Source organism: Planktothrix serta PCC 8927, from assembly GCF_900010725.2.
In the GTDB taxonomy this organism is placed as follows: Bacteria; Cyanobacteriota; Cyanobacteriia; order Cyanobacteriales; family Microcoleaceae; genus Planktothrix; species Planktothrix serta.
In genome coordinates this window covers 135,228-147,465 of sequence record NZ_LR734879.1, presented here as the reverse complement: position 1 = coordinate 147,465, position 12,238 = coordinate 135,228, and the positions used below count along the sequence as shown (strand labels likewise).

Genomic DNA, 12,238 nt, shown 5'->3' with positions numbered 1-12,238 from the left:
TCGGGTTCATAAACCGGGTTGAGCAAGAGTTAAAGCTAATCCTAAAACACCAAAAAACGCCCTCCTTTCGGAGAGCGTTTTTTGTATTATTTAGGTTAAAAATTAACCATTGATTTGAGGAGCAACCAAAGCCACAGGAGCAGATTCACCAGAAGCTAAGTCTAAGGGGAAGTTGTGAGCGTTGCGCTCGTGCATTACTTCCATACCCAGGTTAGCGCGGTTTAACACATCAGCCCAAGTATTGATCACGCGACCGGTAGAGTCGATGATTGACTGGTTGAAGTTGAAACCGTTCAGGTTGAACGCCATTGTGGACACACCTAAAGCGGTGAACCAAATCCCGACAACGGGCCATGCACCTAATAAGAAGTGTAAGCTGCGGCTGTTGTTGAAGCTGGCGTATTGGAAGATTAAACGACCAAAGTAACCGTGGGCTGCAACAATGTTGTAGGTTTCTTCTTCTTGACCGAATTTGTAACCGTAGTTTTGAGATTCGGTTTCGGTGGTTTCACGCACCAGAGAAGAGGTCACTAAAGAACCGTGCATCGCGGAGAATAAGCTGNACAGGGAACAGGGAACAGGGAACAGTAAGAAGTGAAAGGGTTTCAGGATTTAGAAATGTCCTAACTGTAATGCGTAGCGCTATAGCCAGAAGACCCACACCATAAACTTGATCGTTGGTGTTGGGAGGATGTCAATTTTGATTCAATGCGGACAAAAGGACTTGAACCTTCACACCTTTACGGTACTAGAACCTAAATCTAGCGCGTCTACCAATTCCGCCATGTCCGCTTTTATTGTTCAGCATTACATTATATCAGAGATTTGCAGAATTTGACATTAATGATCAAATTTTATCCGATCTGCTAGTGCTTCAATGGCTTCTAGGAGTTGGGTGTTATTCCAGCCGAGGGCGAGATGAGAGGCGATCGCAGCCCCACCAGCCCCCACTCCCTCCTTAACAAATCCTTGTTCATAGGCTTGAAGTTGAGGGTAACGGGATGTTGAAAAGTTGAGTTGAGTTGCTAATAGGGGTACAGTTCCTATAGTTTCAGCTAACCCAACAGTATCCCCCGTTGCATCTTCGGCGACCCAACGGGTCGTACCGATAACAATTTGGTCGGGACACCAAGGGAGATGATATTGAGTGGCGATCGCATCGACCAAACGATAAACCGCTAACATCTGGGTTCCTCCCGCCAACAATACCCCAACGCTGCGACTTGCAGCAATCGCCATTCCCGCCACTACAATTTGCATCGGATCACCCACAGCAGCTACCAACCGCAACGGATCAACACCCTGAGATCCCGTCGGTGATAACGGCCAAAACCCGCCTTGCTGTAATCCTGTTGTGGCGATCGCTAATTTTTGGGCATGATTACAATCGGGATGGCTACTATTGACTTTCCCCATAGCTGAAATTCCCAACCCTAGCAATACGGCTAAAGCGGTAGTCGTTCCACCAACAACACATTCCGATAAAATTACATAACTATTTTCAGCTTCTTTTGCTAATCGTTCTCCCCAGATTAACCCTTGTTCTAATAGATGTTTGACCGTCTCTAAGGTCATAGCCGTACCGGATGTTAAACACAGTGCTGGTACTCCTCCGAGGTCAATTGTGGGAACCGAAGGATTAACAGCTAATCCCGCATTGAATAAATATAAAGGACACTGCAACGCTTCCACAACAGCACGGGAGATTAAGACCGGAGACGCTCCCGCATCTAAGGGGGGTAAGGGATAGTGAGGATGGGGTTGGGGGCCATTGTAGAGAAATTCAGCATCCGCCACAGCCGTATATTGTCGAGACTCTGGTGTCGATCCAGCCGCAGAAATCCCCGGAATTAAAGCTGTGGCGGTAAATCCCAACACACAAGCAAATACAGGTGAACTGCCTTGATAGCGATGTAACCACTGATTTCCTTGGATTAACTGGGTGTAAACTCGAACCGTCATAAAAATAAGGTGGGAGGGTAGAAATGACCGGGGCTTCAGGAAAACATATCTTTTGCTAGAAGCAATTAACGATGCAGTATGCTATCAGTTGAGGTGATCGTTAGAGGATTTGGGCAGAAAATACGCTCCTGATAACGATTGCTGTACTACCACAATACACCTGTATTAAATAAAGAGAGAGAATCTTCTCTCCGCAGCGACTCATCCACAACCAAAATGATATCTAGCCAAGCATCTGAGCGTCTTAAACACAATGCTGAAAGAATTATGCACCTGTGGGAGAAGCGGGTTCGTGATGAAGTCAGTGCATCAACCCATCAAGATTCTCTGGTCTTGCAAAATTCCCTACCTCTGTACTTAAATCAACTGGTAGATGCACTTTCAAATAGAATTGTTAGGACATCTACCCGAATCACCGCCGACGAGGCAGAAAGCACTCGCATTGGCAAGCTGCATGGGCATGAACGGGCCGGGTATGCTGACTACTCTATGAGTCAACTCATTTTCGAGTATCACATCCTCCGTCAAGTCATCTTTCAAGTTTTAGAAGAAGAAGCACCTTTAGCAATAGAAGATCGAGATATTATTATCGGCTCTATTGAGCAAGCCGTTAATGACGCTGCAACTCAATTCTCCGAAACCCTGCGAGATATTCAAGAGCTATTTATGGTAACGCTCACTCACGACCTCAGAGGGCCTCTGAATGTGGTCAAACTGGGAACTCAACTCACTCTGCGACGACTTGAACGAGGAGACACCCACATCGATGTGGCGACGAGAATGCTCGGTGCAGTCAATCGGCTAGATTTGATGATTCAAGATCTGCTGGATGCGAGTCGGCTGCGGGCAGGACAAAGCTTAAAAATGAAATTTGAAGAATGCAATTTAGAGGTACTCCTTCAGGAGGTAGTGGAGGATTTGAACTTCGCGTATGGAGAGCGATTTGTTGTCGTCTCTGATTCTGAGATCAGGATTTATTGCAGTCGCAAAGAAATACGACGGGTGATTGAAAACTTAGCCATTAATGCGGTGAAATATGGTGATCCGAGTACGCCGATTACACTGACACTTCAGCAAACTGAAACACAGATTAACCTAACTATTCATAATGAAGGCGAGCCGATTGCCCTAGACGCTCAATCAATCCTATTTCAACAATTTCGTCGAACTATTTGTGCTGAGGATCAAACAGGCTGGGGATTAGGGTTATTTTTAGCCAAGAGTATTACAGAAGCGCATCAAGGAACTCTTGAGGTTGAAAGTGGAGAGGGGAAGGGGACAAGTTTTATGATCAAGTTACCCAAGGTTAAGGTTTAAATATTCTCCAATAGTTTCACTCGTAATCTAATAAAACTTGTACCCATTTAGGCGGGCGAGGAATCGGGCTATTAAGGCGATCTAATAACAGCAAAGATACGAGATGAACCACAAATAAATAGACAATACTATTAATAAAAATCATTAAAACAGCGATCGCTTGAACTAACATTAAACTCGGTTGAGCCAAAATCCCTAACTTAATAAAAATCCATTCTGCCAGGGAAGCAATTTGAACAGTGCCATAGGCCCACAGATTTCGTCCCAGAAGAATTGACAGTAACCAATACTTAAAGAAAAAACCAATCGCAACAATCACAGACCCAACGCTAATCGACATCCACCAAGCCTTGCCCCGTTTCCACATTCCCCCCAAGACCACACCCAACCAGCCATAAGGAATCAAAAACACAATACTGCGAGTCGGCCCCATTAACACCGATAATAATAAAAATGAAGCCACGGCTCCCATAACTGAAGCTCGTTTTCCCCAACGTAAATACAATAAGGCCATCGGCAAAGAGAAAAATAGCCGCAGCACTGGCCCCATCGGGAAATAATAATTAACAAACCAAATTAAACTGGCTGCACTGGCCAGAAAAGCCGTTTCAACCAGAATTAGGGCGTTACCAGAAGGCTGATGAGGAGGACGAGTTGAATTTGAAGGAGATGGGACATCTGAATCGGGAGATGTAATTCCCTCATCGTCAGATTCAGAGGTCGCCGGGTCAAAATAGGAACTTGATGGGGAAGAATCACTCATGCAATCGGGAATAGGGTTGTGACACTCAGAGCGTGAGCGTTTAAGGTTAGACTAAAATCCGTTCCAGGGCGTGGACATCGGGAATACTTAAGATATCCCGTTCCCGATGAATTAACCCTTTCTTCTCTAGTTTACTCAGAACGCGAGTTACCGTTTCCCGCGCTAGACCACTCAAACCACTTAACTCCCGATGAGGAAGGTTAGGAATTTGTGTTCCTTGATCCGAACTTTTTCCCTGACCCTCTGCCAGAAACAGTAAAATATCAGCAACCCTTGAGGTGCTATCCGATTCACGCAATCGTAGACGTCGATTTACTTGGCGTAAACGTCGTCCCATTAACTGAGCCAATCGCATTCCAGCACGGGGTTCGGTTGTAATTAACTCCACGAAATCCTGAGCGGGCATATTCCCAATTAATGTGGGTGCTAATGTGATCACATCCGTAGAACGGGGGACTTCATCTAATGCGGCCATTTCTCCAAATAGCTCACCCTTACCCAAAATGTTCAGCGTTACTTCTTTACCATCCAAATTATAGGTACGAATTTTGACCCAACCATCCAAAATAAAATAAACGGAACTTCCCCAGTCATTTTCCAACAAAATAACTTGGTTTGCGGGATGATTTCGACCCACAATATGAGATGTCGCTTTGTCCGCCGCCTCTGGGGGCAAGCCTTCAAAGAAAGGCGTTGAGCGGATCATCTTGAGAATATCAGATTGATTGTCACGGGAGAAATACCGATCTTCCATGAGGCTGTCGTACTACTATAAATTCGCGTTGATCCGTAGCTAATCAAAAGAGTGGGTTTTTAGTGGATTGCAGGAAAGGAGAATTTGCGCTCTGAGTGGTCAATCACCCTAAAATTTCCTCTATTTATTAACTAAGATTCCGCCTCTGTTAATTCCCACAGGAATCACAAATGACTGAGCAACTTTATATTTTAGAGCGATTAGGCCCCAAAAAAGTTAAACTGGTTTAGTTTTTAACTGTCTTGCTCCTGCTCCTCGATCTTCCAATCCACCCAAAATTCTAACTTAGCTACTTGAGTGCTTCTGAAGCCTAACATATTATGTAGATAACAACTGCTTTAATCTAGGGAATCCTGAAGATCAAGCGATTGTGAAGTTAGGAACGTACAGAACGCATCAACCAGTCCCATTCTGTTAGCGTCAGCACCCCGTACTGAAGCGACGGGGCACCAGGCGCGAAGCGCAGGCTTCGCGCCTGGTGCCTCACCTTCAGTGATAGTTGACCAGCCTAAGTCTTAATTGACTACGTTTTTTGAGTCATGACACCCTGTGGATGCGTAGCTAGTCCCTGGCTCTGTCGTTAGTAGTTAAACATCTTTATCGGGTTAAGGAAGTGCTACTAGCCTAACAAGCTCTTAAAACCTTGGCGAAGCTAACTTTACCCTAGAAATAGGAGTTAGGAGGGCAACCATACCCTCCTCCCCGAAAGGGGAAAAAATATAAAGCCTAACTAGAAGTTAGGGGTTTCTACCCATTTTTTCTGATGATTATTGAGAGGGTTCAGCCTTGAATGTTCAGAAGGATCAGATTCAGGCACTCATCGCCGAAATTGACGATGTTCTAAGCCAGCCCAACTTGCGTTTACCTTGGGTTGTCTTTGGGGAAACCGTCACACGCTCCCGTCAAGTCCTAGAGCGTGTCCGAAAGTATTTGGTCGTTCTTCAGCAACAGGTGGACGAGGGGGCACTCCTGTCGCCGATGGAGACCAATCAACCGTCATCTCCTGGTATGCGAGAACCTTTGTGGCAAGCAATCCGGCGGGAAATGATTTATCTGCGGAGCCATTTAACTCAACCCCTTCAAGATGAGGTTGATCGCTTACGCACGGAACAACGCAATTTAGTCCAAGAAATTCAACAATTAGAAGCCCGAAAAGCCCAAACCCTGGCGCAAATCCAGCCGTCGCCATCCTATCAACAACAACTCAGTCGTGAATTTTTGCAGGAGTTCATGACTCGATTACAGGATAGTCTGATTCATAACGTTACCGAAACCCTGAATCATATTGAAACTCGATTTTTAGATTCGGTTTTATTGACGGAATCAAACTCACTCCCGGCACTGGCGGCCGAACCTGTGGACAGACCCCGAACGTCTCTGGCGAGTCTGACTCCGGCCCAACGTTTAGAACAGATGCGACAGTTGCAAACACAATCGGATCATTTGTTGATGACCTTGGATTCCAGTCTGAGTGTGATCTTTGAATCGTTGCAACGGAATCTACAAACCTATTCTGACTCCCTATCTCAAAGTCTGGAACGGATGCACGGTTTGGGCCAACAAGGGGAAGTCATGTTTACAACCTTGGTGAACCAACTGGCCCAACAGGTCGGTCAAGAAACGTCTTCCTATTTACAATCTTCATTACAATTAACCGAATCCGAACCCCCTGCTAATACGATTGCTCCTCCGGCTCCCACTGAGAGTGATTTCCCCTCGGTTGCTCCATCGGAGGATTTACCTTTAACGTTTGAGGAACTTTTACCTTATGCGGGGGCAGAACTCCCTAGACAACCTGCGAGGCCTGTCAATCTCTCTGATAGCAAGGAAAATAAACCGCAACGACCGAAAACAACGGATCAACCACAGGTTCAATTTGAGTCCGTACAAAAACTGTCTTCTCTTCCGAGTCAGGATGAGTTAGATCTGATGCCGGAAGAACCTGCTTTTTCCTTAGATTTAGATCAGTCTGGATTAGAACAGTCGCGTTCTGAAGATGATTTAGACTTAGAAGCATTGTTTAATATGGCTGAGGAGGAAGAACCTCCTGTTGCTTCTGTTGCGAAACTACCGGAAATTGATTTATTTGGGGAGGATGTTGCTTCGGTTGAGGAGGAAGAATCCTCCGTTGCTTCTGTTGTCGAACCAGCAGAGATTGATTTCTTTGACGAAGACGCTGCATTTGTTGAGGGCTACGATGAGGATGAGGTTTCCGAGGATGTGGAAACCTTATTGTTAGATGAGGAAACGCAAACGGATGATGCAGGATCTGATTGGGATCAGGATCAATCGCAGGTCAGTTTAGACACGGAAGATTTGTTTGAGGATACCGCCGCCACGGCGATCCAACCCCTAGAACCGGAGGATATTTCCCCGGAAGCCCTTGATGAGAGTCCCTTGAATGCCTTGGATCTGTTTAATGAATCTGACCCAGAGGTGTTGATAGAATCTGAGTTACCCCTAACGACAGAATTTATTGAATCTGCATCCTTAGAATCTGAGGATTTATTTCCAGAGGAAGCTGAATCGGTGTCCCTAGTAATGGAGCAACTGACGGCTTCCCCTGCTGCTTCTGCGCCTAATCCGTTTGAGGAAACTTTAGCAGATTTAAGTGATATTTTTGAAGAACCTACTTTTGAGGACGCTTCCCCCGTCGTTTCCAGTGTGGTATCTGCCAAAACCCAACAAATGCTCACGGGGGTTTCGACTCCGGTGGAGTCTTCCTCTCCTGAGAACAGGACGGCTAGATTGGAGACGGATGAGTATATTCAAGCGTCCCCAGATGAAAATTTACTGCCGATCGAGTTAGATGAAGATAGCGATCAAGTGGATTCTCGTTTATTAATAGATCGCAATACTTTGGAATATTTAGAGGTGGATCTGTTTAATTTAGAACAACCGGAAACGAATTCTACCCCTAAACGTTCTCCCGAAAAATTAACGATTTCTCCACCTCAACCCATACCCCAAAAGCCAAGGGTGGAAGCGGTTCCCCCAAAAGTATCCCCACCCGAAGAATTGATTACCTTTGAGGATTTATTTCGGGATATTGGTATGGAACCTCGTTCGGCTCAATCTGTTCCTTCTCTTGCTATTGAATCTGTGAATAAACCATCGGTGGAGGCGCAGAATTTGGTATCTCTACAAAGTTTCTCGGATTTAACTTTAGATGATGTCTTCAATAGTTTGAATCTGGCTGAGGAACAACCCCTGCACTGGGAAACCGAAGGGGAGGAAAATTCACTCTCGTTGGAAGCGTTGAGTCAAGAGTTTCATCAGTAATTCTTTGACTGTTGACTGTTGACTGTTGACTGATAACTGTTGACTGATAACTGATTAATTTTATGCCGGATTTTGGTATGGAGACGGATATTTCCGTTTTACAATTGTCGAGGGGACAGACTCAATGGTATTTGGGAGTTGATTTGGGAACGACGGGATTATCCGCCGCTTTGTTACATCGGGAAACTCACAAAGTTTATCCGATTTATTGGCAAGCGGAACAGACGGAACTCTCGGAAGTTGAGGATTTTCCGTTCACATTTCGTCTTCGGTGTCAAGTCTATTATTTAGATTCTCAGGAGGAGGCAACTCCCACCCGTTTACAACATTTTAAACCCTTATTAAATCTGGCAATTCCCTATCACCAATCTGTTGATGTCTCTGGGTTAACGGGGGTTCCGATGATTCAGTGGTCGCAACAACAGTCTATCTTCTTGGGGGGATTTCGGGAAGCGTGGACGGCTTTATTATCTACGTTAAATCCCAGTCGGGTTTTGCAGGGTCGGGGCACCTCTGGCATTAGGTCACGAAACCGGGAAACCCTTCCCCTGATGGCTTTACCGAATACTTATCGCCTCGGTGCTGTGGGACTTGATGGCAGTGAATTCCAGCAGGCGTTAATGGCTTTAGGGGGAATTATTTTAGGCTGTCCGGTGGGAGCAACAGAGGCCTATCGGTTTAATCTTCGGGAGGCTGTATTAGCGGCTGAAATTGTCAAACATCCCGAACAGATTTTTATTCTTGAGGATGCGATCGCTACTTTATTATATCAATTTTACCTCAATCCTCCTGAACCCAATAGCACAATTTTAATGATTAATATGGGTGCGACAACAACTGAAATGGCAGTAGCAACCCTCCCCCAAAATTTAACAGCAACACCCCAGGTAGTTTGTCATAATTTAGTTTATGGTGGAGATGCTTTAACTCAGGATATTATCACTCAATTGTTGATTCAGCCAGAGGGTTCACCGTTCCAACAGTTCGAGATTTCTGATTTAGAATTTCCCCAACCCGGACAACCGGATTTAGAAAAACGTTATCGTTTACAACAGCTTTTACACAGTTCCGAGGGGGGATTAAAGTTATTAGAAATAGCAGAAATTTTAAAATCTCAACTTCAACACAGCGATCGCTATATTTTAACACTAAATGGGGATTCTTGGGAGGTTTCTCAACGGGATTTAGAACAAAAGGTTTTGATTCCCTTTGTACAACAGTTAAATCGAGAACTGAATCATCTTTTGAGTCTTAAAGGGATTTCTTCTGTGGGAATTAATCAAGCCATTTGTACCGGAGGAAATGGCACTTGGCCGACGTTTAGCCGTTGGTTACGCCAAAAATTACCGAATGCGTTGATTACTCAAGATAGTCCCCGTGAGCCAGAAAATCAGGATAATAATTATTCCCATTGTAGTCGATTAGCCTGGGGTTTGGCGGTATTACCCCTTTATTTTCAAGTTTTGGATGTGTCCCGACATCAATACAGTGATTATTTTCTTTTAGCTGAACTTTTGCGGGTGTTTCAAGAACAACCTTTATCTTTAGCCGAAGTGAATCAACTGTTAGAAAGTCGAGGAATAAATACCCGTTCTTGTCAGGATCGAATTGTGGCAATTTTAAAGGGAAAATTACCCCCAGGTTTAATTCCTTCAACTTCTGAGGCGATTTGGTTAACTCAAGAATCTCAAGAAAATCCTGATTATCAAGGATTACTCGAAGGTGCGTTATTTTATCAAGATGTAGATCACAATTATTTTCTAAGTTTAGACCGTGCAGATATCACTCGGCAATATTTAAGCCAGTTAACCCGGAATTCTCATCAAACCTGGGAAGAACCACAATCTGTTATCAGTTATCATTAATCACTGATTAGTGTAAGATTTAAAAGTTAGGAGTTAAGAGTTAATCAATTGTAAGCTTCTTAACTGATAACTGATAACTGATAACTGATAACTGATTTATGAATTTACCCACTTGGATTACAGTTTCCCGTTTATTCGGAGTCCCCTTTTTATTATATGGTTTACATGATCCAACGGTTACTAATCGTTGGATTTGTTTAGGAATTTTTTTGGTTGTCGCGAGTACAGATTGGTTAGATGGATATTTAGCTAGAAAACTCAATCAAGTCACAGATTTAGGAAAATTTCTTGATCCTTTGGTTGATAAATTATTAGTTTTCGCGCCTTTATTAGCCTTTATAGAATTAGGACAAATTCCCGCTTGGGGAGTCTTTTTAATTTTAGCACGGGAACTTACAATTGCGGGATGGCGGGTGAATCAAACTCAAATTTCTGGGGCGAATATTTGGGGTAAATTAAAAACAGTGAGTCAAATTTTAGCGATCGCTTTTTTAATTGCTCCTTTACCTGAAGTTTGGCAATTTTATACTTTAATTTTATTCTGGATTTCTGTCGGATTCACTCTAATTTCTGGTTTAATTTATTTGATTCCTCAACCCCAACAGTAGTAAGCCCTTCAGGGCTTCAATTCCCCCTTTTAGAACACGGATTAAATGGATTTTAATAATAGAGTTTCAATCCCTGATAGGGATTATTGGTTATTGCAACAACCTCAATTTTTATTGAATAAAGCAAGTCGGTTGTAATAAGTTTCAATCCCTGATAGGGATTATTGGTTATTGCAACTAGGGGATGACCCCCGCGACTGCAAACGGATTTTGTTTCAATCCCTGATAGGGATTATTGGTTATTGCAACTAATCTCGTCAGAAGTCTCTCAAAATTCATCAGAGTTTCAATCCCTGATAGGGATTATTGGTTATTGCAACAAATGACCCCGCAAGCGTCGGCTAGAATAGCTTTAGTTTCAATCCCTGATAGGGATTATTGGTTATTGCAACTTACTAAAGGTACTTGGTTTGCCGAAGCTGATTTGTCTGTTTCAATCCCTGATAGGGATTATTGGTTATTGCAACCCCATTTGCTGATACCTACTCCGGTTGCCACAATTCCGTTTCAATCCCTGATAGGGATTATTGGTTATTGCAACAAAACTCTCATTCAATCGGGGAAGCGGCAGATAGGTTTCAATCCCTGATAGGGATTATTGGTTATTGCAACTGATTCTGTGGAGTGGAATCAGGGCTAATGTTTTGTTTCAATCCCTGATAGGGATTATTGGTTATTGCAACTTTCTTTTTATAGCCCTAAACATCAACAAAATCAAGTTTCAATCCCTGATAGGGATTATTGGTTATTGCAACCGCAATATCTTAATTATATGGCAACAACAGAATTACGTTTCAATCCCTGATAGGGATTATTGGTTATTGCAACGGATATTTCGCAGGATTACAAAAATACGGTTAAGGAGTTTCAATCCCTGATAGGGATTATTGGTTATTGCAACCAACACTTGTAATGGGCTTGTGTTTACATAATAAGTTTCAATCCCTGATAGGGATTATTGGTTATTGCAACATACCCCGTACCGCAGCCTTTAGCAGGTCGTGTTTGTTTCAATCCCTGATAGGGATTATTGGTTATTGCAACTTCTATACGATCAAAACACTGTACTTCACAGAGTCAGGTTTCAATCCCTGATAGGGATTATTGGTTATTGCAACACCTAGAAAATTTGATAAATAAGCAGTCCAGTGTTCTACTGGTTTCAATCCCTGATAGGGATTATTGGTTATTGCAACCCGATAAAAAATGGCTCCGCCTTCGTTGGAAGGTTTCAATCCCTGATAGGGATTATTGGTTATTGCAACGGTAGGAGTTGGCTCTGTGTGCAAGAGAAATTCTTGTTTCAATCCCTGATAGGGATTATTGGTTATTGCAACAATCAATACATTAGTTTTTCTGCGGCCAGTCCAGTTTCAATCCCTGATAGGGATTATTGGTTATTGCAACGCCGCCCCCATCTTTGTTACTTTTCGGAGTCGTTGCGTTTCAATCCCTGATAGGGATTATTGGTTATTGCAACCGCAGGCTCCTGAAACCCTTAATTTATGAAGTTTTCAAGGTGCGATCGCGGCAACCTGATCTAAATATATCATTTCAGCCCTCGACTTGACAAGAGGCAAAAACAAAAAAACGCTGAAACTCTTGGATGGTATGGTTTTCAAGAGTTACGACAACCTCCAAAGACAATCAACACAGTTCAAACCCTCAACAGACAACGGTTTCAGCC

The 12,238-nt window shown here is 43.5% G+C and carries 7 protein-coding genes, 1 tRNA gene, 1 pseudogene and 1 CRISPR repeat array; of the genes and pseudogenes, 4 read left to right on the top strand and 5 right to left on the bottom strand.

What is annotated here, in order from left to right:
* Positions 1-102 precede the first annotated feature (102 nt).
* The 3 genes and pseudogenes from PL8927_RS21830 to cobT all read right to left on the bottom strand — a co-directional run.
* Positions 103-612 (bottom strand): annotated as a pseudogene (locus PL8927_RS21830) (photosystem II q(b) protein); the annotation flags it as partial.
* 97 nt (positions 613-709) lie between these two features.
* Positions 710-792: transfer RNA gene (locus PL8927_RS21825), tRNA-Leu, on the bottom strand.
* Between the two features lie 48 nt (positions 793-840).
* Positions 841-1,962 carry a nicotinate mononucleotide-dependent phosphoribosyltransferase CobT gene (cobT, locus tag PL8927_RS21820; RefSeq protein ID WP_083625563.1) on the bottom strand — a complete coding sequence of 374 codons (1,122 nt, stop codon included), beginning with the start codon at positions 1,960-1,962 and terminating at the stop codon, positions 841-843.
* Positions 1,963-2,178: 216 nt separating this feature from the next.
* Here cobT and PL8927_RS28645 point away from each other — a divergent pair, with 216 nt between their 5' ends.
* Positions 2,179-3,279 carry a sensor histidine kinase gene (locus tag PL8927_RS28645; protein ID WP_156093282.1) on the top strand — a complete coding sequence of 367 codons (1,101 nt, stop codon included), beginning with the start codon at positions 2,179-2,181 and terminating at the stop codon, positions 3,277-3,279.
* Positions 3,280-3,295: 16 nt separating this feature from the next.
* Here PL8927_RS28645 and PL8927_RS21810 read toward each other — a convergent pair whose 3' ends face one another.
* Both PL8927_RS21810 and PL8927_RS21805 read right to left on the bottom strand, forming a co-directional pair.
* Positions 3,296-4,042 (bottom strand): DUF2232 domain-containing protein, encoded by a 747-nt coding sequence (locus PL8927_RS21810; protein ID WP_083625562.1) that lies wholly within the window; start codon positions 4,040-4,042, stop codon positions 3,296-3,298.
* Positions 4,043-4,088: 46 nt separating this feature from the next.
* Positions 4,089-4,796 carry a Crp/Fnr family transcriptional regulator gene (locus tag PL8927_RS21805; RefSeq protein ID WP_083625561.1) on the bottom strand — a complete coding sequence of 236 codons (708 nt, stop codon included), beginning with the start codon at positions 4,794-4,796 and terminating at the stop codon, positions 4,089-4,091.
* A gap of 786 nt (positions 4,797-5,582) precedes the next feature.
* Between PL8927_RS21805 and PL8927_RS21800 the strand changes: the two genes are divergently transcribed.
* The 3 genes from PL8927_RS21800 to pgsA all read left to right on the top strand — a co-directional run bounded on the left by PL8927_RS21800 (position 5,583) and on the right by pgsA (position 10,551).
* Positions 5,583-8,078 (top strand): hypothetical protein, encoded by a 2,496-nt coding sequence (locus PL8927_RS21800; RefSeq protein WP_083625560.1) that lies wholly within the window; start codon positions 5,583-5,585, stop codon positions 8,076-8,078.
* 62 nt (positions 8,079-8,140) lie between these two features.
* Positions 8,141-9,943 (top strand): acetate and sugar kinases/Hsc70/actin family protein, encoded by a 1,803-nt coding sequence (locus tag PL8927_RS21795; RefSeq protein ID WP_083625559.1) that lies wholly within the window; start codon positions 8,141-8,143, stop codon positions 9,941-9,943.
* A gap of 98 nt (positions 9,944-10,041) precedes the next feature.
* A complete protein-coding gene (pgsA, locus tag PL8927_RS21790) occupies positions 10,042-10,551 on the top strand; it encodes a CDP-diacylglycerol--glycerol-3-phosphate 3-phosphatidyltransferase (protein WP_083625558.1) in 510 nt (169 codons plus the stop codon).
* A gap of 63 nt (positions 10,552-10,614) precedes the next feature.
* Positions 10,615-12,031: direct repeats of the CRISPR family, unit length 37 nt; unit sequence GTTTCAATCCCTGATAGGGATTATTGGTTATTGCAAC.
* Positions 12,032-12,238 lie beyond the last annotated feature (207 nt).

What these genes read in the sequence shown, in the direction of transcription:
- cobT (WP_083625563.1), bottom strand. Translation starts at nt 1,962, where the DNA reads ATGACGGTTCGAGTTTACACCCAGTTAATCCAAGGAAATCAGTGGTTA.
- PL8927_RS28645 (WP_156093282.1), top strand. Translation starts at nt 2,179, where the DNA reads ATGATATCTAGCCAAGCATCTGAGCGTCTTAAACACAATGCTGAAAGA.
- PL8927_RS21810 (WP_083625562.1), bottom strand. Translation starts at nt 4,042, where the DNA reads ATGAGTGATTCTTCCCCATCAAGTTCCTATTTTGACCCGGCGACCTCT.
- PL8927_RS21805 (WP_083625561.1), bottom strand. Translation starts at nt 4,796, where the DNA reads ATGGAAGATCGGTATTTCTCCCGTGACAATCAATCTGATATTCTCAAG.
- PL8927_RS21795 (WP_083625559.1), top strand. Translation starts at nt 8,141, where the DNA reads ATGCCGGATTTTGGTATGGAGACGGATATTTCCGTTTTACAATTGTCG.
- pgsA (WP_083625558.1), top strand. Translation starts at nt 10,042, where the DNA reads ATGAATTTACCCACTTGGATTACAGTTTCCCGTTTATTCGGAGTCCCC.